18 protein-coding genes are annotated in these 22450 nt (G+C 49.5%); 7 read left to right on the top strand and 11 right to left on the bottom strand.

Annotated features, from left to right (window positions below):
* The 3 genes from AWJ19_RS08125 to AWJ19_RS08115 all read right to left on the bottom strand — a co-directional run.
* Positions 1-928 (bottom strand): hypothetical protein (locus AWJ19_RS08125; RefSeq protein ID WP_068722731.1); only part of this gene is annotated, 928 nt, incomplete at its 3' end.
* Between the two features lie 60 nt (positions 929-988).
* The gene (locus AWJ19_RS08120) at positions 989-2371 is read right to left on the bottom strand and encodes a HAMP domain-containing sensor histidine kinase (RefSeq protein ID WP_068722729.1); all 1383 of its coding nucleotides are present in this window, start codon (positions 2369-2371) and stop codon (positions 989-991) included.
* A 1-nt stretch (position 2372) separates the two neighbouring features.
* Complete coding sequence (locus tag AWJ19_RS08115; RefSeq protein WP_068722727.1) at positions 2373-3032, bottom strand: response regulator transcription factor; 660 nt, start codon at positions 3030-3032, stop codon at positions 2373-2375.
* A 174-nt stretch (positions 3033-3206) separates the two neighbouring features.
* Here AWJ19_RS08115 and AWJ19_RS08110 point away from each other — a divergent pair, with 174 nt between their 5' ends.
* Both AWJ19_RS08110 and AWJ19_RS08105 read left to right on the top strand, forming a co-directional pair.
* Positions 3207-3692, top strand: coding sequence for a MarR family transcriptional regulator (locus tag AWJ19_RS08110; RefSeq protein ID WP_068722725.1), 486 nt, complete (start codon positions 3207-3209; stop codon positions 3690-3692).
* A gap of 156 nt (positions 3693-3848) precedes the next feature.
* Complete coding sequence (locus tag AWJ19_RS08105; protein ID WP_068722723.1) at positions 3849-5258, top strand: DHA2 family efflux MFS transporter permease subunit; 1410 nt, start codon at positions 3849-3851, stop codon at positions 5256-5258.
* A 32-nt stretch (positions 5259-5290) separates the two neighbouring features.
* Here AWJ19_RS08105 and AWJ19_RS08100 read toward each other — a convergent pair whose 3' ends face one another.
* On the bottom strand, positions 5291-6091 hold the full coding sequence (locus AWJ19_RS08100) for an AraC family transcriptional regulator (RefSeq protein WP_068722721.1): 801 nt from the start codon (positions 6089-6091) through the stop codon (positions 5291-5293).
* Between the two features lie 253 nt (positions 6092-6344).
* Here AWJ19_RS08100 and AWJ19_RS08095 point away from each other — a divergent pair, with 253 nt between their 5' ends.
* Genes AWJ19_RS08095 through AWJ19_RS08085 form a run of 3 tightly spaced genes read left to right on the top strand, consistent with a single transcriptional unit; the run spans position 6345 to position 10065 of the window.
* Positions 6345-7265, top strand: a complete 921-nt coding sequence (locus tag AWJ19_RS08095; RefSeq protein WP_068722719.1) for an ABC transporter permease subunit — start codon at positions 6345-6347, stop codon at positions 7263-7265.
* Positions 7262-8221, top strand: coding sequence for a carbohydrate ABC transporter permease (locus AWJ19_RS08090; RefSeq protein WP_241781654.1), 960 nt, complete (start codon positions 7262-7264; stop codon positions 8219-8221). The genes AWJ19_RS08095 and AWJ19_RS08090 overlap by 4 nt, the downstream gene beginning before the upstream one ends.
* 53 nt (positions 8222-8274) lie before the next feature.
* Positions 8275-10065: a hypothetical protein gene (locus AWJ19_RS08085; RefSeq protein ID WP_068722717.1), complete on the top strand. Its 1791-nt coding sequence runs from the start codon at positions 8275-8277 to the stop codon at positions 10063-10065.
* Between the two features lie 67 nt (positions 10066-10132).
* Here AWJ19_RS08085 and AWJ19_RS08080 read toward each other — a convergent pair whose 3' ends face one another.
* The 7 genes from AWJ19_RS08080 to AWJ19_RS08050 form a co-directional block, all read right to left on the bottom strand.
* Entirely contained in the window at positions 10133-10921 is a 789-nt protein-coding gene (locus AWJ19_RS08080) for an alpha/beta hydrolase-fold protein (RefSeq protein WP_068722715.1), read from the bottom strand.
* Between the two features lie 28 nt (positions 10922-10949).
* Positions 10950-12377 (bottom strand): family 43 glycosylhydrolase, encoded by a 1428-nt coding sequence (locus AWJ19_RS08075; RefSeq protein WP_068722713.1) that lies wholly within the window; start codon positions 12375-12377, stop codon positions 10950-10952.
* A 192-nt stretch (positions 12378-12569) separates the two neighbouring features.
* Positions 12570-13487, bottom strand: a complete 918-nt coding sequence (locus AWJ19_RS08070) for a carbohydrate ABC transporter permease (RefSeq protein ID WP_068722711.1) — start codon at positions 13485-13487, stop codon at positions 12570-12572.
* Positions 13488-13508: 21 nt separating this feature from the next.
* On the bottom strand, positions 13509-14483 hold the full coding sequence (locus AWJ19_RS08065) for an ABC transporter permease subunit (protein WP_068722745.1): 975 nt from the start codon (positions 14481-14483) through the stop codon (positions 13509-13511).
* Between the two features lie 95 nt (positions 14484-14578).
* A complete protein-coding gene (locus tag AWJ19_RS08060; protein ID WP_068722743.1) occupies positions 14579-16288 on the bottom strand; it encodes an ABC transporter substrate-binding protein in 1710 nt (569 codons plus the stop codon).
* Between the two features lie 110 nt (positions 16289-16398).
* Entirely contained in the window at positions 16399-18165 is a 1767-nt protein-coding gene (locus tag AWJ19_RS08055) for a sensor histidine kinase (RefSeq protein WP_128083537.1), read from the bottom strand.
* 25 nt (positions 18166-18190) lie between these two features.
* Positions 18191-19762 (bottom strand): response regulator transcription factor, encoded by a 1572-nt coding sequence (locus AWJ19_RS08050; protein ID WP_082707762.1) that lies wholly within the window; start codon positions 19760-19762, stop codon positions 18191-18193.
* Positions 19763-19999: 237 nt separating this feature from the next.
* Here AWJ19_RS08050 and AWJ19_RS08045 point away from each other — a divergent pair, with 237 nt between their 5' ends.
* Positions 20000-20956 carry a carbohydrate kinase gene (locus AWJ19_RS08045; protein WP_068722709.1) on the top strand — a complete coding sequence of 319 codons (957 nt, stop codon included), beginning with the start codon at positions 20000-20002 and terminating at the stop codon, positions 20954-20956.
* An 11-nt stretch (positions 20957-20967) separates the two neighbouring features.
* The gene (gene gtfA, locus AWJ19_RS08040; RefSeq protein WP_068722707.1) at positions 20968-22437 is read left to right on the top strand and encodes a sucrose phosphorylase; all 1470 of its coding nucleotides are present in this window, start codon (positions 20968-20970) and stop codon (positions 22435-22437) included.
* The last annotated feature ends 13 nt before the right edge of the window (positions 22438-22450 follow it).

The following is a 22450-nucleotide window of genomic DNA, read 5'->3' as shown; positions in this document are numbered from 1 at the left end:
TGACGATTGCCCGCTTTTCCCCCTGCTTGTTCATCACGATCTGGGTAGCCTTGTGAATCCAGCTGGCATCCTTCGCAATGCGGTTTGCAGCTGCGTCATCAATGGGTGTTCTGTTCAGCACCCCATTGATGACCGTCGTATCCAGCACATCGCCGTTCTTGGCGTCAATAATCACGTGGTACTCCTGAAATTCCTTCCCCTGCCCGTGCAGGGTGCCGGCTTTGTATGGAGCCGAATGCACAGTCCAGGTTAGCTGCTTGTCCGCTCCTAGCTCAGCCAGAAGGGTCTTTGTCTCCAGCTTGGAAACATCGGCATCGAACAGTTTGTTTACACTTTCTGCAGCCAGCCGCTTCGCTTCAGTCTCGCTGATGTCCTGCGCCACGGGCGGGGCAGTCACATTGTGCCGGGCAGCGATATAATTCAGCCGGTAGGACCAGTCAATCAGCTGCAGCAGCTCTTCGTCAGTCATTGTCCGTTCCGGGTAGGTGTACGTGTGCGTCTCTAAATCCACATACACCTCTGCCTGTCCGGCCTTAAGCGGCAGCGGCTGCTCCGGGCGGAGCCCTTCATACACATATTTATCTTCCAGCACCAGTCTGCGTTTTATTTCTGCTTCGGTTATCTCCCTGCCCGAGATGCCGGGTTCAAGCCCGGGCTTATTGATGTAATCGTAAATCTGCTCAATCTGCGCTTCGCTCATATCTTTAAGCAGATCAGCTGTTACCGTAGATACCGGAGCCGGTGCTTCCACCTTCAATACAGGAATTGCACTTCCTGACGCTGCGGGCTGAACCTTGGCCTGAACGGCCGGACCGTTCCCTGCAATGACCTGCGAATTCACAATGCCGGGGACGAGAAAAGCACTTAAGGCAAGCACGCCTCCTGAGAATAGAACAACGGCTCCGGCATACATTTTCTTTTTGTTCAATTGAATGACCTCCATCGGGATCTGGGATGTTTAATCTGTCTATACCTTAATCCCGGGATGTTATAGAGTAGGAGGCCAGTTGTTATGGAGTTGTAAAATAAGCCGGATGCTTGTCCCTTGCCCGGGCACAGACTCCAGCTCAATCCGGGCCTGATGCGCCTCGGCAATCTGCCGGCATAAGGACAGACCAAGCCCGGCGTTACCGTACAGGCGCGAACGCGCCGGGTCTGCCCGGTAGAATGGCTCGAAGGCGCGTTTACTCTGCTCCGCCGTCATTCCGCTGCCGCTATCGCGCACCTCCAGCACAGCTTCTCCATTCTGCTCATAGGCGAGCAGGCGTATCGGACTGCCCGGCTGGGAGGCGTGAACCGCATTCTCGATCAGGTTCACCAGAAAGGATGCCAGCAGATCGGCATCTCCACGCACGGCTTGAATGGAGCTTTCTATCTCCAGCGGAATGCCGCGCTCTTTTAATCTATGCTCCTCTGTCTGCCTCACCGCCTCGAACAGACCGGATACCTCCACTTCGGAAAGTTCCAGAGGCTGGTGCCGGAGAACGGACAAATCCAGCAGCTTAAAGGCCAGATTCTTCAGCCGGACTGTTTCGCTCCAGATGTAACGGCCGGCCTTGATCTGTTCTTCCTGTCCGATGTTGGCCGAGGTAAGAAACTCCGCAAAGCCCTGCATGCTCGTCAGCGGTGTGCGCAGCTCATGGGCCAGATTATCGACCATCCGCTGCTTCTCCTCCGCCATATCGGAGAGCTCGGTCATGCGCTGCTCCACTGCAGCAGCCATCCGGTTGAAGTGAACCGCGAGCTCCCCGAATTCATCCCTGCTGCGCAGCTCCACCCGGTTCGAATAGTCGCCTTCGGCGATCGTGCGGGCGGTCTCTGACAGCTGCTTCAGAGGCTTCGTCAGCCGTCGGATCAGCAGGTAGAGCAGCAGCGCCAGCACCGGTCCGGCAATCCAGTTGATCAGCACGAAGAAACGGTTCAGCTCCTGCTGCTGGGCATATAGCCCGCTGATATCGCGGTTATAGGTCAGCTCCAGATCCTGGTACGGAGCAGGCAGCGGCATCGATAACCGGATTGCCTGTTCACCCACCTCATCCATGCCGCCAGCCTGGCCGCCTCGGGGGCTGGGATAAACCAATCTCCCATTCTCCCGCAGTTCAAGGCCGATTCCCTGGCCGCGGTAATAATCCCCGTACGACTGCGCCACGCTGGCCAGCAGGACAGGAGTAAGGGTATTGCCACGTGCACGGATCGAATCGAGATTTTCAAATATGTTGTTTGCGATTAACGTCTGCTCGCTCGCCGCCCGTCTGGTTTCGCTGTCCATATTCAGCTGCCAGCTTTTTTTCATCACCATAATGACACTTACATCAAGGGCAACAATAAAAAGAACAAGTACGGCGAGCAGAATCTTATGCCAGAACCGCATGCTAGACCTGAACCTCCAGGCGGTAGCCCAGCTTGAATACGGTTTTGATCCGCTCTTCCCAGCCCAGTTTTTTGCGCAGCTGACGGATATGGACATCTACAGTGCGGGTATCACCGGCAAAATCATAGCCCCAGGCCAGCTCCAGCAGCTTTTCCCTGGAAAGGGCAATATTACGGTTGCGGATCAGCACTTCGAGCAGCTCAAATTCCCTGGCAGTCAGATCGACCGATTGCTGGTCCACACGGACCTGCCGCTCCGCGAACCGCACCTCCACACCATCGCAGACAAACGCCGGCACTGCCTGTTCATTCCTGCGCAGCACGACATTAATGCGGGCCAGCAGCTCCAGCATTTCAAACGGCTTGATAATATAATCCTCCGCACCCAGCTCGAACCCCTTAATCCGGTCAGCCAGCGCATGTTTGGCCGTAATCAGAATTACCGGGATCTGCAAATGGGCAATCCGCTGCATCACTGCAAACCCGTCCAGTCCCGGAAGCATCACATCGAGCAGAATCAGATCCGCCCGCTCCTGCTCCAGCATGTCCGCCGCCTCCAGACCGTTATAAGCCTTGGCATACGTATGCCCGACCAGCTTAAGGTTCATCGTAATCAGGTCACTGATCGGCTGTTCATCCTCAACCACTAATATATGAGCCATCTGGTAGATATCCTCCTGAGCAAATCGTTAAGAAAATAATGTCTTGTTGAGTCTAGCATAACAGTCAATTTTTTGTAAAAAGATATTGTATGAACTAAAATCAAGTTATACTAATGTAATGCATTCTCTTTTAAAAACTCAATAATCTTATAACGCATACGGGGGCGACTAGCCATTAATAAACAGGATCAGGTCATGCTGCAGTTCCGGGACTTATTTAACAAGATGGCCTGGATTAATAAATCGAAGATGGAAGAGAGTCTCAGAGGCTGTAAGCCGTCCGAGGTTCACTGCATTGAATGTATCGAAAAAAATGCGGATTCCAATGTGACCAAGCTCGCGGAGTCCCTGTATATGACCAAAGGTGCCATCAGCAAATTAACCAAAAAGCTTACCGATAAAGGCCTTATCGAAAGCTACCGGAAGCAGGATAACAAGAAAGAGGTTTATTTCAAGCTGACTGAGCAGGGCAGAACCATATTTAATATACACGAGAAGCTGCACAACGAGTTCCGCGAGCGGGATCAAGCCGTATTTGAGCAGGTAACCGGGGAGCAATATGACAGTATGCTCAGCTTCATCGACAAGTACAGCCGGCATCTGGATGCCGAAATCAGGAAACAGGGTCTGGATATCAATAAGTCAGACAGCTTGGACTGATAACTATCTAAACCAACAGCAGCTCATATCTATAAAAGCAGCCCCCTTCTAATAAGAACGGGCTGTTTTTTATTGATCTTTTTTTGTTGACAAGGAAACTAAATCAGGTTATTGTTTTGTTGACAAGGAAACTAAATTACTTTTTAGGAGATTAACATGGCAAATGAAAATGTACAGACGGCAGCATTACCCAAAGAAATCCTCATTGCAGCCTGGGCCATAGCCCTTGGAGCAATCGCCCCGATGCTTGACTCTACAATGGTGAACATCGCTATAGATCAGCTAACCAGGGATTTTAACACAACCCTCCATATCATCCAGTGGGCGATTACAGGCTATGTTCTGGCCCTCGCGGTTGCGGTCCCCGTATCCGGCTGGTTGATGAATCAATTTAACGGTAAAAAAGTGTTCGTCGGCGCCGTTATCGCCTTTGGCGTCATTTCCGCTCTGGTGGGATTCAGCTGGGACATATCCAGCTTCATCTGCTTCCGTCTGCTGCAGGGCTTTAGCGCCGGAGTCATTACCACCCTGATGTTCACCCTTCTGGTCAAAACCGCAGGTCCGGACAATCTCGGCCGGGTCATGGCTATCGTCAGCACCCCGATGATCTTCGGCCCCATCCTGGGACCGGTAATCGGCGGCTTCATCGTGCAAGGGGCATCCTGGCACTGGATTTTCTTCATCAACGTGTTCGTTGTTATGATTGCAGCACCGCTGATGATGAAAAAGATCCCTGACTTCGAGCCCTTCAACAAAGAAAGTAAGCTCGATCTGTTCGGGATCCTTGTTCTGTCTTCTATGAGTGCAGCCCTGATCTACGGCATTACCACAGCAGCCGATCACGCCTCCTTCAATAACCGCGAAACCATGCTTTGGACCGGCATCGGTCTTGCCTTGGCTATTATCTATCTGGCATATAACCGGATCAGAAAAAATCAGACGGTACTTCCGCTGAATTTATTTGCCCATACAAGCTTCACAGCCTCCAGCATCGGCCTGTTCCTGGCCAACATTGCGATCATGGGCCCGATGCTGATTCTGCCCCTCTTCTTTCAGAACTTCCGTCATTTCACGGCAATCGAAACTGCCATCGCTCTGATCCCCCAGGGAGTCGGGATGCTTATTACCCGGCCTTTCCTTGGCAAAATGATCGATCAGATCGGTGCCAAATACGTGGTGCTCGTCAGCCTCGTCCTTTCCCTGATCGGATCAATCCCGCTAATCTTCATTACCGATACAACCAGCATGATCTGGATCTCCATCGTCCTGTTCGTCCGCGGGGCCAGCATCGGGGGCATCAGCCTCCCGTTAACGAGCGAGGCCTATACAGGACTAGACAGCAAGCAGCTTGCGGAAGCAGGCGTCGGGATTAACATTATTGAGAATCTTGGAGCAAGCTTCGGCTCTGCTGTCATCGCAACTGTTGTGGCAACAGTCATCCAAGGCCTGCAGCCAACGGTTGCTGACGGGTTAAAGGGTTATCATGCCGGGTTCCTGGTATCCACCGTTGTGCTGGCGTTTATTTTGATTCCGGGATTATTTTTGACAGATAAGAGAAGGGCTTAAAGGATGCCCTTTTTCGCCCCCTCTCTCCCCTTTTAATTGGAATCCGCCGGAAGATCCCGATTGGTAATGCCATCATTACCGCTTTGAAATTTTCCGGGAGATGATCCTGTAAATTGCTTGAACTGCCGGCAGAAATGCTCCACATTATGATACCCGCAATGAAAAGCGACTTCAGCGATGCTCAGGGTGTTGTGGAGCAGATATTCTTTTGCCAAACGGATTCTGCTGTTAATAACATCTTCTATACATGAGATGCCAAAGGTCTTTTTATATATACTCTGTAAATAACCTGCGCTTAGCTGCAGGGATTGAGCCATTTTTGAAACCGTCCAATGATCGCCCGGATTAGTCTGAATAGCAGTGCGGAGCTTCAACAGGTTATAGTATTGGGCCCGGAAGCCTTCATGATGATAAGACTCCAGCAGTTTATTGAAAAGCGTGCGCAACAAGCAATCAACGGAGGATTCCTTGTAGTCCCTGTTAAAGTTATGTTCAATGATCAAGAGTTCAAAAAGCTTGCTGCAGTACTCCGGATCATCGAGTGCAAACGGGACTCCGAACGGCAGTGTCGCTTTTGAAATGTAAGTCTCATCGGAAGAAAAACGAAGCCAGTCGTTAACGTATTGCCCCCCGCAGGCCCGGTAATAAATTTTCTGGTGAGCCTCATACAGGATGGCACAGTGTGCCGGGTATTCCTTCATATGCCCGTCAACCCAGAATTGGGCAGGGGTTTTGGTGATAACCAGCAGCCAGCACGGATGGCCCTGGGGAATATCGAATACGAAACTGCTCTCATGCGTTGCATCTGTCTCAATATAGTAAATCTGGTTCATCCGGCCCTCTCCTCCCGTTCCTGCCTTCTATTCAGCCCCCCGGTATTCTATATAATAGATTCCGCCTCCGGCAAAAACAACCGCTAACGAAGCAAATCAGGCCCCATCTAACAATAGATCAATAACCAGTGAGGATAGGTCATTGTTCGCAGGAAAATGAACCTTTATCATAAACCCATAGTTGTGTAAGCGTTAACAAAAAAAGAAAGACGGTTTTGTTGAACGCGCAAAATAGACACAAGGGGTGGATTGGATGACTGGTCCCAAATACAGTACGGGAAGCAGATCAGTAAGCAAATTTCTTTATATCCTGCCATTTATGATTTTACTGGCCGTCTTTGCCTATTATCCGCTATACGGATGGGTCTATGCCTTTTTCGACTATATGCCGCCCATCCCTTTGTCCAAGTCGCCTTTTGTCGGCTTTAAATGGTTTCACTCTCTGGTAGAAAATCAAGTCAAGATAGATCAGCTGCTGCAGGTGGTCAAAAACACGTTTGGTATAAGCGGACTGGGCATCCTGTTCTCCTGGCTTCCCATGATCTTTGCCATTTTCCTGACTGAAATAAAGGCGGTACGGTTCCGGAAATTTATTCAGACCGTTACCACTCTTCCCAACTTCATCAGCTGGGTATTGGTCTACTCTTTAGCCTTTACCATGTTTTCGAGTGAAGGCATCGTCAACGGCTTTTTGCATCAGATCGGGCTTATAGATTCGCCTGTGCTCTTCCTTCAGAGCTCGGAGCATGTCTGGATCACCCAATGGGTCTGGGTCACCTGGAAAACACTGGGCTGGTCAGCCATCCTGTACATTGCCGCCATTATGGGGATTGATGAATCTCTCTATGAGGCCGCTTATGTAGACGGGGCAACGAGAATGCAGGTTATACGGCATGTAGTGCTGCCTAGCATGCTGCCAACCTACTTCGTGCTTCTGATGCTCCAGATTGCAAGCTTCCTTAATAATGGCCTGGAGCAATATTTTGTGTTTCAAAATGCATTTAACAAGGAGAGTATTCAGGTCCTGGATCTCTATGTGTACAACCTGGCCATGGGTGGCGGAAGCTACTCCGTTTCGGTTGCCATCAGCATGCTCAAGAGCCTGATCAGTGTGGTGCTTCTCTTTTCCGTAAACGGACTTTCAAAATTACTGAGGGGAGAGGGCATCGTATGAGCAGCGTGGGAACGGAACCGGGAGCAAAGAGCAGCCGCCGCTTTTCCAGGAAAAGCAGAATGCAGGTCAGCACAGCCGACAAGCTGATCTCCATTACCATTTATGTGCTGTTCTCTCTGTTCACCTTCGTATGTATTTATCCCTTTTATTCCATCATCATCAATACGATCAGTGCAAACGATCTTAGCGCCAAAGGTGAGATAATCTTCCTTCCGAAGCAAGTTCATTTTCAGAATTATATTGATGTGTTCAAGATTCCCGGCTTATGGAATGCCTTTGTCATTTCATTAGGAAGAACGGTCATAGGCACCCTGCTGACAGTGGGAGCTTCTGCATTTCTGGGCTTCATGTTCTCCCAGGACGACATGTGGGGCAGAAAATTCTGGTACCGCTTCACGATCATCACCATGTTCTTCAATGCCGGTATTATTCCGTGGTATCTGACCATGCGGTCGCTGCATCTTACCAACAATTTTCTGGCATACATTCTGCCTTCCATCGTCGCCCCCTTCTTCATCATTCTGGTAAAAACCTTTGTGGAATCCACGCCGAAGGAATTGCAGCAGGCAGCCAGTATTGACGGAGCCGGAACGATGACAATCTTTTTCAAAATTATTCTGCCTATCAGCAAGCCTATTCTGGCGACCGTTGCGATCTTCTCGGCAGTGAACCAGTGGAACTCCTTTCAGGATACGCTGCTGCTGGTTACGGACAACAAGCTGTACAGCCTGCAGTTTATCCTCTACAACTACATCAATCAGGCCAGTTCACTGTCCACCATGGTTAACCTGCAGAATGCCGGATCAACGGCAATGGCAAGCCTCGCAACCAAGCAGACCACTACATCGATCCGCATGACAGTTACGATCATCGTTGTAGCGCCCATTCTTCTGGTCTATCCGTTTTTCCAGCGGTTTTTTGTGAAGGGAATTATAATCGGGGCTGTGAAAGGCTAAGGCCAAGCAGGGCGCCGTTATAATACAAGCTTACTACTTCAGGGGGGTTGTATATGAGTAAAAAGAATAAACTGCGCAGAAAGACCGTATTTGCACTCGCAGCCTGTATGCTTCTGGGAACAACAGCTTTGAGCGGATGCGGCGGGAATTCAGGCAATTCTGGGGCAGCAAACGCAACCGATTCTGCGAATCCGGCAAACCAGTCGGCAGACCCGGGGAACGGCCCCGATCATAGCAAACCGCTTACCATCACCGTGTTTAACAATGCGGCCAATTATCAGGGAGAGCAGACGGGCTGGTACGGAAAGCTGATCAAGGACAAATTTAATATCACACTGAATATTCTCTCCCCCCAGGTTGCAGGGGATCAGCTCTACAAAACAAGATCGGCAGCCGGGGATCTCGGTGATCTGCTGATTATTGACAACAGTCAGCTGGAGGAGCTGATACCTGCCGGACTTATCATGGATATTACCGACAAGGTCAAGAATACGCAGCACCTGTCCAAATATGTAGACCAGCATTTCCAGCCTTTTAATGCGGCCTTTGACAAAGTGAATCCGGACGGTAAAATTTACGGCTTGCCGACCTTTGTAGCCGATACCTCGCCGACCACCTTCTCGGAGGAAATCCCATATTCCAGCCCGCTCATGCCCTGGGATTATTATAAGGGGATCGGGTCGCCCAAGCTGAATAATCTGACTGACCTTTTGGATGCGCTGCAGCTTATGCACGAGAAATATCCGGCTACGGCTGACGGAAAACCTATCTCTCCTATTACACTATGGAAGGATTGGGATAACGGGAGCATGGAAAACGTCCGCTGGCTGAGCAACTGGTACGGCTATGAGCAGCCGGACGGAACCTCAACCATACAGCTGAATGCCAAGGGCGACATCGTTCCGCTCATTGATGATAACAGCATGTATAAGAAAATCCTCCAGTTTTATTTTGATGCCAACCAGAGAGGGCTTGTCGATCCGGATTCACCAACCCAGGACTGGAACAAGGTGTCCGAAAAATTGACCAATAAACAGGTGCTCCTGTTATGGTATTCATGGCAGAGAGGGTTCTATAACACGCCGCAAAGAGGCGCGCAGGGTGACGGAAATGTGGCTATTCCGATCGGCGACACCCATATTATTCAGAACAGTGATGCTTATTTCGGCAACGGACGCGTCTTTGCCATCGGCTCCAAAGCCAAAGATCCGGACCGTATTATGGAATTCATGGACTGGATGTCTTCCCCGGAAGGGCTGCGCTACTACACCAATGGTATGGAAGGCTTCAATTATGAAAAAACCGCGGACGGTAAATTTAAGCTGACTGAAGTCGGCCAGACCGCCTTCCAGGATAATACCCCTGTTCCCGACGAGTATGGCGGCGGCGGCTATCAGGATGGACAAAGCAAAATCAACAGCATGATTATCGGTGATTTTGCAGTGGATCCCGATACCGGCGAATTCTACAACAAGGACTACTGGAACGCAACAATAGAGGCTAATAAAACTACACTTACAACCGAATGGCAGAGTATGTTCAATGCCGTCAACCCGACTGATTATTATCAGAAAAATAATATGATTGATATTGTCCCTAATATCAATACGAGCCTCGGTACCGACTCTTCCGACATCAAGAATAAACGGAGCCAGATTTCCGATTATGTAAAGGATACCTCCTGGAAAATGATTTTCGCCAAAAATCAGACGGAATTCGACCAGCTGTGGACCAAGCTGAAATCGGATGTGAACGGTCTCGGCTGGACGGATGTGTTTGCTGCAGATACAGTGAAGGCCGAAAAAATCGTGAAATTGCGCGCAGAGGCAATGGCCAATAAATAAGCAGTAAACAAAGCAGGGCAGTGACTCTCCCGTTAACGGGAAATCACTGCCCTGTCTTCTTGCTTCATTAAAAGAGACGTTTAGCCAGCTGGTACAATCCGCTTTTCCAGACAGGCCAATCGTGATCGCCCTGCTCCTCCACCCAGATATGCGGTACAGCATGCTGCGACAGGTATTCGTGTGTCCTGTTGCTGACATGCTTCAGCGAATCCAGGTTCCCGCACGATATCCATAGCAGGTGCAGCAGCTCCGCAGTCCGCTTAGGCTCCGGAACCAGTATTTCAGGCTGTCTGGTGTTCGGCGCAGGAGAGAATGCCCCGATCCAGGCGAACTTGTCCAGATTGCCAAGCCCGATATTCAGGGCCTGCCCGCCGCCCATGGATAATCCGGCAATGGCCCGGTGCTGACGGTCCGTCAGGACCGGATAATTTGCTTCTATAAAAGGGATAAGATCCCCGAACAATTCCGCCTCAAACGTTTCGAACGCCCGGATCTTCTCTTCATCAAAAATATCCCCCTCCGCCCGGTCATCCCACATTGCTCTTCCATTGGGAAAAACGACGATCATCGGCCTAAGCATCCCGTCAGCATACAGATTATCAAGAATGATCTGAGGCATGCCATACGTGTACCACTCATTCTGATCTCCGCCGATTCCGTGCAGCAGATAAAGCACACTGTATTCCTGATCAGCTGAGTATCCGGGCGGTGTATATATCCTGGCTTGCCGGTTACGGCCTACCGTTCCAGAAGGGTATTCAATCACCTGAATCATTCCCCGGGCAATAGCTTCCCGTTCAGTGTCAAATCCAGCCGGAGCCTCTGACACTTCAAAATCCTGGATATTTCTGTTCATTGCTGCTCTCTCCTTCATTCAGCATAAGTTAATCCAGGGCAATTGAGGCAAGGCTGGCGCTTCCATTACCGGAAAAGGTGAAATACAGGGCCTGCTGCCCGTCAGGAATGCTGATTTCCGAGGCATATTCTGTCCAGACGTTGGTGAAGCCTACGGCAATATGCCCAAGGGCCGGTCCATCCCACGCTGTTTTCACTTCAAACACGCCCTGGCAATAGCCCCGCACCTTGATCCGCACCTTTTGAACGCCCTGGCAATCAAAATATTTAAACCCGGCGGTAGCCGAATCCGTCATGTTGGCAATATAACCGGTTTCCTCATCGCCGTCCCGCCCATCCTGCGTGATTTTCGGGAAGCGGCTGTCCATCCATGCCCCGGAACGGCCAAAGCCGCCGGTATACATTTCTTCTGCATTACAGAACAAGTGGCATGCCAAATATGCCGGATATTCCCCTCTACCTTCAAGCGGCCCCCGGTTAGGACCACAGGATGTCATTTCAACCTGGGGAATTGTTCCGTCTTCGAGGAAATGGATGGGCTCAAGACAGCCCTGCCGGGAAAACGCAGTTCCATTGGTGTGCCGGTGGTAAAAAATATACCAGGCTCCATCGACCTCTACGATGCTGCCGTGGTTATTACCTCCGTAATACATCGGTTTGGCAGCCGGCTTGTATGTACCAATATGAAGATCGCAGTTGCTTACGATGACTCCCTGGTACTCGAAGTTCTTCGTAGGATGTTTGCTGGTCGCATAACACAGCTCATGCATGGCAACCGAGGAATAGATGAGGTAATAGGTGTCTCCTCTCTTACGGATGGAAGGCGCTTCAAAGAACGCATGTCCTTCAAAAGCGGTTCCGGCAGCGTAGGGCTCACTCGGCGCGACAAATACAGGCTCCTCCCGGATGGTAAGCATATCGGGGCCTAATACCGTAGCCATGGCGCCGCTTCTCGACTTATCTCCCGGTGCGCAAAACCCGGTATATAAATAGGTAAGTTCACCTTCTGTAAGGACACCGGGATCGAACTGGGGCTCATCGCCTTCCCGTTCTCCGAGCCGTGTCCCGTCGGCATATTTCACATGGCCGTAGAAGCTGAATGCGCCGCAGGGCGTATCGCATACAGCCACCGATACGATGGGAAGCTTATCAAGCACGTAGTACAGATAATACCGCCCGTCTGGCCCGACAGTAACATCAGGGGCATACAGGCACATGCTTCCTTCCGGATTGAGGGGATCATCCGTGGAATGGTAAATGACCCCCTCATACCTCCAGTCAGCCAGGTTCTCCGCCGGGGCAGACCAGCTGACATAATCATTCAAGCAAAACACGTGTCCGTTAAACCGGTCATGCGAGCCGTAAATATACACCCGGCCTTCAAATACATAAGGCTCACCGTCAGGGATGTATTCCCATGAAGGAAGGTATGGATTTATTCCTTGCTTTTTTGCCACGTCATCCCGCCCTTTTTAATAGAAGATATCAATAGTCAATTCGATTATAGGTACACGGGAGGATTGAAGTCCATGACCTAAACTAACCGATCGTTGACCTATCCTCATATTCTTATAGTCTAAAAAAACAAAGAAAAAGCTGCCGAAAATTCCGGCAGCTTGAACAGTAAAGATAACGTGGCTTCCCTATCGTCAGCCCTTTACACCGCCGACCATCATGCCTTTGACGAAATATTTCTGCAGGAACGGATAGACCATAATGATAGGCACCGAAGCGACGATCGTCATCGTCGCCCGGACCGATAACGGCGTAACTGCACCCTGCTGCGATCCGTTCGCTCCGTTGATCATGCCGTCCATGCTTGAGGTACCTGCGCTGGCTGTGGAATTTTGCAGGATCTTCTGCAGCTCGTATTGCAGGGTGCTAAGGTTAATCTTCGAAGAATTGTACAGGAATACGTCAAACCATGAGTTCCACTGATAAACCCCTGAGAATAAGGCTACGGTAGCCAATACAGGCAGGGTTAGCGGAAGCACGATACTGATAAAGGTTTTGAAATCGCCGGCTCCGTCGATTTTCCCGGATTCGAGAATGCTCTCCGGCAAATTTTCTATAAAGGACCGGATAATGATCAGATTAAATACACCGATAAGGCCCGGCAGGATGTAGACCCAGAAGCTGCCGACGAGATTCATATCGCGCATCAGAAGGTAGTTTGGAATCAATCCTCCGTTAAAGTACATTGTCAGAATAAAGGCAATTGTAATGAATTTGCGCAGCACATAATCCTCCCGGCTGATTGTGTACGCCACCATGGCTGAACCCAGTACCGTAACAACTGTACCAATCACCGTGCGCAGAATGGAAATGAGAGTCGCATGGAAAATGGTTGCTTCTTTAAATACATACTGATAATTATCCAGGGTTAAAGCACGCGGGAACAGGTATATCCCGCCCTTGATCGAATCCTGCGCATCATTTAAAGAAACAGCAAGTATATTAATGAACGGATAGAGTGTAACGATCATCAGCAGAATCATAAAGATAAAGTTGCAAATCTCGAATACTCTATCGCCCCTGGATGTCCGGATCCGGTTTCTTTTCTCCACTTCAAATCCCTCCTTCTTCGTCTAGAACAGCCTGGACTCGCCAGCGCGTTTGGCAACGGAATTCGCCACGAACAGCAGAATAAAGCTGACGATCGTCTTAAACATGCCGGCTGCGATGGAAAGAGAGAAATTGCTCTGGGCAATCCCGTATTTCAGCACGAAAATATCGATATTCTCCGAATAGTCTACATTCATGCCGTTCCCCAGCAAATATTGCGGTTCGAATCCCGATTCCAGCAGATAGCCGATGTTCATTATAAGCAGTACGACAACAACACTTTTAATGCCCGGCAGCGTGATGTAGAACATCCGCTTGAACCGTCCTGCACCATCCATTTCTGCGGCTTCATACTGCGACGGATCGATGGTTGTCATAGCCGCCAGATACACAATCGTATTCCAGCCGATATCCTTCCAGACCGAGCTTGCCCCGAAGATTCCCCAGAAAAAATGCGGAATTCCGAGAAACAGGAACTCCTGCCCCTTGTCAATGAACCCTGCCCAGATCAGCAGCTGATTAATAATACCGTCCGGGGACAAGGTGGTTTGAATAATGCTTGCCGCCACCACCCAGGAAATAAAGTGGGGTAAATAGCTGACCGTCTGTACGATGCGCTTAAAGGCAACCTGACGGATTTCATTGAGTAGCAAGGCCAGTACGATGGCGGTTAAAAAACCCAGTATAAGATTAATCGAACTCATAGCAAGCGTATTGCGAAGCACCCGGAGGAACCGTTCGTCACCGAACAAAAATTTGAAGTGCGAAAAGCCGATCCATTTCTGATCCCAGAAGCCAAGCGCCGGGCGGTAATCCTGGAAAGCGATTGTCCAGCCCCATAGCGGCAGGTATTTAAATATAAACAGCCAGATCAAAAACGGAACCGACATAAACACGAGCACCCGCTGCTTCACCAGCTTGCTCAGAAACAGCCGAAGGCCTGCAGGCTTCTGGTCAGTCTTTGTTTGAGGCGTTGCCAGTATTGTTTTTGTATTCATCTCATTATCTCCTCCAGCCCCTGTACGGATTACCGAGGAAAAAGGGCAGCCGGCAGCCATAGCCGCGCCAATGCTCCGGCCGCCCTTCATCTCCTTTACTTGCTTGCTTTGCCCATATCTACTTTCTTCTTCACTTGCTCAGTAGTCCATTTTTCATAGCCGGCTGTATCCAGCTTGCCCCATTCCTTCTGGAAATCGCTCCAGATGGAATCAAATTTGTCCGGGGAGGAGAGAACCAGCTTCGGATAATATTTTTTGGTCAGCTCATCTTTATTAGTCTCCCACATCAATTCCGGTGAATTCTGCTCCTTTACGAAGCCCCATGCCGGATACCACGGACGGTCGATCGGTTTGGCGAACATTTGGGTATAGGTCTGGGCGTCATATTTGGCCAGGATTTCTTTATCCTTTTCGGTGAGGCTCATCTGGAATACTTCCGGCTGATAACCTACGCCTTTGGCATTGCCGTCAGACAGCGTTGAGTTGCCGCCATAGCTTGGCCAGTTCCAGCTGTAATACTTAAAGCCGAATTTCTCGTTAAAGGCCTCGTCGATTTTGTTGATCTGTTCCTGGGTCCGGTAATAGCGGCCTTCTTCATTGACTTCATAGGTTTCGCCTTTGATGCCCCAGGAGATAAGAATCTGATTTTCTTCCTTCAGCATATTGTCAAAATACTGGATGATCCGCTCCGGATTCTTAGCGCTGACAGTAATTCCGACCCCGCGGTTGGTAACCAGGCCGCCAGGACCATCAACATAAGCATCGGATATACTTTCGTCAAAGGTAACCGGCAGAGGGAAGTAATTGTAGCCGTCGAGCGACGGGTCCTTCCGGGCTGCATCCTTCAGCACATTCAGCGCGGTCTGTACCTGCCAGCGGTAATCGAAGAACCCGAGCACCTTATGGGAAGTCAGCTTGGCAATGTATTGATCGTAGTTATCGACGAAGGAGGCTTTGTCAAACATCCCCTTCGAATTGAGCGTATTCAGAGCCTGCAGCCATTGTTTGGCTCCGTCTGATCCGGAATAGGTTGTGGCCTCGAGTGTAGCCGGGTCGACCATCACGTTACCGTCATTCGGATATCCCAGCAGATGCATCGGCGGGTTGGCGGTGGCAAAAAATCTCCAGTCATGGGTAAGCGACACCATGCCGGTCAGTCCTTCATCCTTATGCTTCGCCGCATAATTCTCAATCAGTTCCATATATTGATCCAGCGTCTTGATCTTTGGATATCCTGCTTCATCCAGCACCCGGCGCTGTACCCAGAAGGCTGCTGTCGGTTCGGGGTCCGGCACAAACTCGCCGACCTGGGCGGACAATGGCAGGAAATACAATTTGCCGTCTGCGGAACGCATCTGGTCAAGGTCGTCGCCGTAAACGCGCTTGATGTTCGGTCCGTACTTCTCGATCAGATCGTCGAGCGGAATAAACGCGCCGGCGTTCAATACCTCTTCTATAGCCGCGTCGGGAATCAGCACATCCGGATATTCGTTAGCGGCAATCATGGTTCCTATCTTGGTGTTCAGGTCGCCGACGAGAAACTCCAGCTTGAAGTTGGTGCCTGTCTGATCCTCCAGCATTTTGCCGATCGTCGTCTCATTGGTATTTCCATCCTTAGAGCCGGCAACACCGTTAAAGATCGTATACGTAACCTTGTCCTTTTTGACTTCCTCAGTGCCGGTATTGGCACTGTTCGTTGAATCGGGCTTGCTGGTTGTTTCTGCACCGGCGTTGTTCCCGTTATTCCCGGAACAGGCTGTTGCCAAAGATGACAATAGAAGCATTGCAAGACTTAGACGAAGCATTTTTGTTGTTTTCAAAGCCTTTCCCCCTCGTTATCAATTCCTTGCTTCTCCATTATAAAAGCGATTACATTTCCTGATTACCCTCAAGAATATAGGCCGTACTGTAGAAATTATTGTTCCTTTTCACCTGAATCGGGTAATCTTGGAATCCGCAGCTCGATCTCTGTTCCCTGCCCGGGAGCACTGTTCACCGAAAAATGGAATCCTGCACCGTATATCAATTTGGCGCGGTAGATTACATTTTGAATGCCGATCCGTTCGCCCATAATTTCATTGGTTTCAAGGTAGCTGTACAGCTTGCCGATTTGCCTCTCGTTCATCCCTGTCCCGTTATCCCTGATTGTAAAAATCAGATTCCGGTCCTTCATTGTAATGGTAATTTGAATTCGTCCGCCCTGTTTTAACGGCTCGATGCCGTGAATGCTGGCATTCTCCACAAAAGGCAGAAACAGCATCTTGGGCAGCTTGCAGGCATAGGCCTCCGGCTGCACATCAAGCGAATAGTCAATGCGGTCCTCGAAGCGGTATTTCTGGATATCGAGGAAGCAGATGATAAATTCCAGCTCTTCCCGGACTGTAATCATATCTTTATTCCAGGTGAGCGAGCTGCGGAAAATCTTCGCCATGCTGTGAATCATGACCGCTGTTTCGTTCTCGTCCTTCAGAAGACTGCGCATCCGGATCGTCTCCAGGGCATTGAACAGAAAATGGGGATTGATCTGGCTTTGCAGCGCATTAAGCTGCGCTTTGCTGCGCTCCAGCTCCAGGGATTTCTTTTGGATCTCGGCTATGTACACATCATCGATCAAGGATTTGATCTGCAGAATCATCCGGTTGAAGCCCAGACTGAGTTGGCCGATCTCATCCCGGAAGTCGGTAACCGGAATCACTTCGAAATTTTGGCTGCGCACCTTCTTCATATGTTTCAGGATTTTAACAATGCGGACATTGAAGGACCGGGTGATGATGACAATAACGAGGGTAGGGAGAATCATCATGAGACAGGCCGATATCAGAATGAAGTCTCGGGATTTCCTTACCTCCCGGATTACTTCGTTCTCGTCCACCGTTCCAATGATACTCCAGCCTTCCAGGTAACTGACCCCGCTGTACCGGCTTGAGAATTTGATCCGGTCGCTCGACCGGATCGTACTGAAGGCTGTCTCATCCGAGGTCTTCCAGTCGATGGAGGAATCGGTGGTATACTCGATGTCGCCCGAGGGATTCAGCAGATAGACCGCGCCCTGCATGTTCAGATTATTAAAGATTTCGCCGATGTCGATAGTCTTGAAATCGATCTTGACGACCTTCTCCTTGTTTAGCCTTCCAGAGTAATAATCCATTTTCCGGATGAGCGAAAATCCTTGGAACCGGCCGTTTTCGCTTACGGTCCTGGTAAAGATCGGATGGGAGGTGTCGTTGGCCAATGCCTGCCTGTACCATGCTTCCTCTCTTAATTCATCTGACAGGTAGCCGATATTTCCCGAGTGTAACAAGGTATCGTTATCGACATAAATCGTCACGTTCTGTAATGAGAAGGATAGCGGGGTATAGTTGTTGAGCATACGCCGTAAGTACGAGTCGTAAACCTCCAGATAATCAGCCGCATTCGCAAAATTCCGGTCCAGAATTTCATTCGTGCTTAAATCGGCATAAAAAAAGGAAGACAGCCCAACCGCATTATCAACCTGCTCGCGGAAATCGTTGCTGATCTGCTCGATGGTCCGGTCGATGTCACGGATCCGCTGATTTCGCACATTCTCTGTTATGGCATTGTAGAACAGAAGATTCGTAAGCACGATTGGAATAAACACGCACAGAAAATAGATCAACAGCATTTTGTTGCGCATCCTTATATGATTGAGCAGCCTGTCCACTTTCTTCCTCTCCTCCTTATGCAGCTTACCGGCTAATGATGCGGTTGCGGTACTCGGTCGGTGTCATTTGCTCCAGCTTTTCAAACTGGGTAACAAAATAATCAGCATTGCTGAATCCAACCTTCTGGGCTATTTCATAGATCCGCATATCGCTTTGCCGGAGCAGGCGTTTGGCTTCCGTAATACGGAGCTGCTGCAGATATTCATTGAAATAGCTTCCGTAGGTTTTCTTGAATAATTGGCCCAGATAGGCAGAATTCATATAAAACCGGGCAGCTATCTCCTTTAGCGTAATGGATTCATGATAATGCTCGTCGACGTAGCATTTGATCTTCTGGATACCGCCCTTGCACTGGTTCTGACTCAGCTGTCCCAGGAGTCCGGCCGCTTCACGGGCAAACAGCGTAAAAATCCGCGTGATTTCCCCCAGTGTGATATTCCGGTCGTACCAGCCGACCGCAGCCTCCAGATAAGCCAGTTCCTTTTCATCGCCTTCCAGAGTCTGGATCGATTTCAGTATGCCCAGCACACATTGGGTGACTGCCGCCTTCATCGCCTCCGGGGAGAAGCTTTTTTCCTGCATAAAATGAAACAGATGGTTTATTTGTTCAACCAGCATCTTCTCATCGTTCTCTTCTACCGCATCAATCAGCTTACGGTACAGTTCATCCTCCAAATGCCGGTAGTTCAGCACCCGGCCCGAAATATCCTCATATGCAATGACGGACTGCGCCGGTATGAGGTATTTGTGCTGCTGGACTTCCTTGGCTCCGAGATAGGAATGTTTGATATCCTTTAATGAAGGAACACCGGGCCCGGCATAGATACGGAACGGACAGGAAAAGGCGGTGCCGATCCGTCCGGCAAGCTCCGCCAGGAACGCGCCGGTATCCCCGCCGAAGGAGCGGGCATACAGATCAGGTACAACCAGTCCATATGTCTGGTGATGCTCATACAGTACAGGCTCGAACACCGTTCCCGAGGCTGCGTGGACAGCTTCACGGATCCCCTTGCGCAGCATATCCTTGGCCGGCAGTATATACCCGTTCCAGGGAAGGATATCATTCCACTCAAGCAGGGCGTAGGTAAACGTCTGCACGGCTTCACCTTCCCATGGAGCCTTCCAGGCAGCATCGCTCAAGACGTTCTCCTCTCCCCGGATCAACGCTTCTATCCAGCTCTGGTCCAGACCAACCTGGGTACGGGCCTTGTGCCGTTCCTTTTCCTCCAGCCGCTCCTTTAGCTTGCCTAGCGTTTTTTCGAAGTCCTCCTGATCAATCGGCTTGAGTACATAATCGAAGGCACCGTAGCGCACAGCCTGCCGGGCATACTCGAACTCATTGTATCCGCTGACAATGATAAATTCCGTATCCAGCTTTTCAAGCACAGCGGCACGAATCAGGCCAATCCCGTCGATAACCGGCATCCGGATATCCGTAACCACCAGATCAGGTTTGTGCTCGCGGATCATAGCCAGCGCATCCTCTCCGTTATCGGCCTCTCCGCTCACCACATATCCGCTGCGCTCCCAGTCAATCATTTTGATCAATCCTTTGCGCACAAACAATTCATCGTCAACAATAAGCGCAGTAAACATCGCCAGCACCTCTCTTTCGGGTATAGTGGGTTGCCTTTCTTTTATGCTAACCTCCAGAATGCTTCTATGACCAGAGTCATTATCAAAAAAAGGGCAACATCTATACTTTTCAGGGAAAGCACTATAATTTGTATGGGTTGACTAAATGCCCTGAACAATATGTCAAACGATTGACATGTCAAACCTTTAACATATACAATTAGGCTAATCTTTAATCTTGCTTCAGGGAGGAGCTATATGCTCAATTTAGATGAAAAAGTCAATTTCCAGCCGAAAAGCTATGACCTGTTAGCCGTCGGAGAAATCCTTGTTGATCTGATATCAACTACGTATGATGAGGATTCTTCAGGCGGCACTTATCAACGATTTTTTGGGGGGTCCCCCTCTAACATCGCAATGAATGCAACAAAACTCGGAATCCGTTCGGCAGTAGCATCAACGGTCGGAGAAGACAGCCTGGGAGCTTTTCTTAAGTCGCAGCTGCAAAAGGCAGGAATGAATACAGACTCCATTCAAACCGTACAAGAGGCTACAAGTGTGGTAATGCTGACAAAAAGCAAATCGACACCCGTACCCATTTTTTACAGGGGGGCGGATTATAAGCTGGCCTATACCACAGAACTCGAACAGCGGCTTGTAAATTCCAAGATCCTGCATTTTTCCTGCTGGCCAATCTCCAGAGCTCCTGCCCGCCAGACCCTTGAAAAAGCAATAAGCATTGCACAGGACAATGGGATGCTTATTTGCTTTGACCCTAATTATCATGAAAAGCTATGGGAAGCAGGAGAAGACGGGATCCGCCATGTAAAATCATTTATAGCAAAAAGCGATATTATTAAACCCTCTGAAGATGATGCTGAGCGCCTGTTCGGCAAAGGTTCACCCGAAAAGTATATTGAGCAATTTCTTGAGCTGGGAGCCAAACTGGTGATTTTGACCTTGGGCAAGGACGGTGCGGTGGTGTCCGACGGCAAAACCAGCGAAGCTTTCCCTTCCTTGGCAACAGAAGTGGTGGATACCACCGGAGCTGGGGATGCTTTTTGGTCAGGATTATATGCAGGCATTATAAAGGGATTAACCATTCGTGAATCTGTTCGCACAGGACTCGGTGTAAGTGCTTTTAAATTACAATTCGCAGGAGCTGTAGTAGATTTGCCCAAGCTTGAGGTCATCGGCTCTTTATACGGAATTTAGGAGGAGTAATCATGTCATTAAAAAACCAGGTTCAACTGATAACTTATCCCGACTCGCTGGGCGGAGATTTAAAGGCTCTGAAGGAGGTACTCTATTCCCGGTTCGCTGAACTTTTTAAAGGCGGCGTGCATATTCTCCCTCCGTTCCCTTCTTCAGGCGACAGAGGTTTTGCCCCGCTTACTTACCTTGAAATTGACCAGAGGTTCGGAACATGGGAGGATATCCGTGAAATCGGAGAGCAATTTGATGTCCTCGTTGATCTAATGGTCAATCATATTTCGCAGAAATCGGAATATTTCCAGGACTTCCTGAAGTCTGGCCGCAGCTCACAATATTCCGACCTGTTCCTCACCCTGGATAAGCTCTGGGAAGACGGGCAGCCCGTGCAGGAGGATATTGACAAGATGTTTTTGCGCAGACCCCTGCCCTACTCCACCTTCCAGATTGGGGATAACGATACACAGGAAAGCGTATGGACTACTTTTGGAAAAACAGACCCTTCAGAACAGATTGACCTGGACATCCGATCGGAAATGACAAAGCAGCTTTTGGCCTCATTCTTCCGGAATTTCAAAAAATATAATATCAAGATTGTCCGGCTGGATGCGGTCGGCTACGTTATCAAGAAGCTGGGAACAAGCTGCTTCTTTGTTGAACCGGATATTTATGATTTTCTTGATTGGATCATGGAGCTTGCCGAATCCTTAGATATTGAGCTGCTTCCAGAAGTGCACTCCCATCACTCTATCCAGTATAAATTGGCAGAGCACGGTTATTGGATTTATGATTTTATATTACCGTACCGCATTCTCGAAGCGATAACTAACCAGTCCAGCACAGCACTGTGCGATTATTTGCAGACCCGGCCTGCCAAACAGTTCACAATGCTCGATTGTCATGACGGTATACCTGTCAAACCGGATTTGGATGGTCTGCTTGATACGAAGGAGGCAAAAAAGCTCGTAGATACCTGTATAGAGAGAGGCTCTAATCTGAGCCTGATTCTGTCGGAGGAGCATAAGGGTGAAGATGGCTTCGATGTCCATCAGATCCGCTGTACCTATTATTCCGTTCTTGATCGCGATGATGATGCTTACCTTGCTGCAAGAGCCATTCAATTTTTCGCTCCAGGTATTCCGCAGGTATATTATGTCGGACTGCTTGCCGGTGAAAATGATTATGAACGGGCAAAAGCAACCGGAGACGGCCGTGAGATAAACCGTCACAACTATACCCTTGAAGAAATCGACCAATCCTTGCAAAAACCTGTCGTACAGCGGCTTCTAAAGCTTATCCGGTTCCGTAACAGCTATGCGGCATTTGACGGTAAGTTTGAAGTTAAGGTATCATCAACGGAAGAAGTCAGGCTGCGCTGGGATTATAATGACCAATACTGCGAACTGCTCGTTGACCTTAATACCAAGCGAACTACTATTCAATACATTGATGATACTAACAGCGTGATTGAATATACTGTCTGATTAACAATAGAAA

It is taken from the genome of Paenibacillus sp. DMB5, from assembly GCF_001517085.1.
Classification (GTDB): Bacteria; Bacillota; Bacilli; order Paenibacillales; family Paenibacillaceae; genus Paenibacillus_AQ.
The sequence above is the reverse complement of the archived record's forward strand: the minus strand, read 5'-3'. Positions and strand labels throughout refer to the sequence as shown.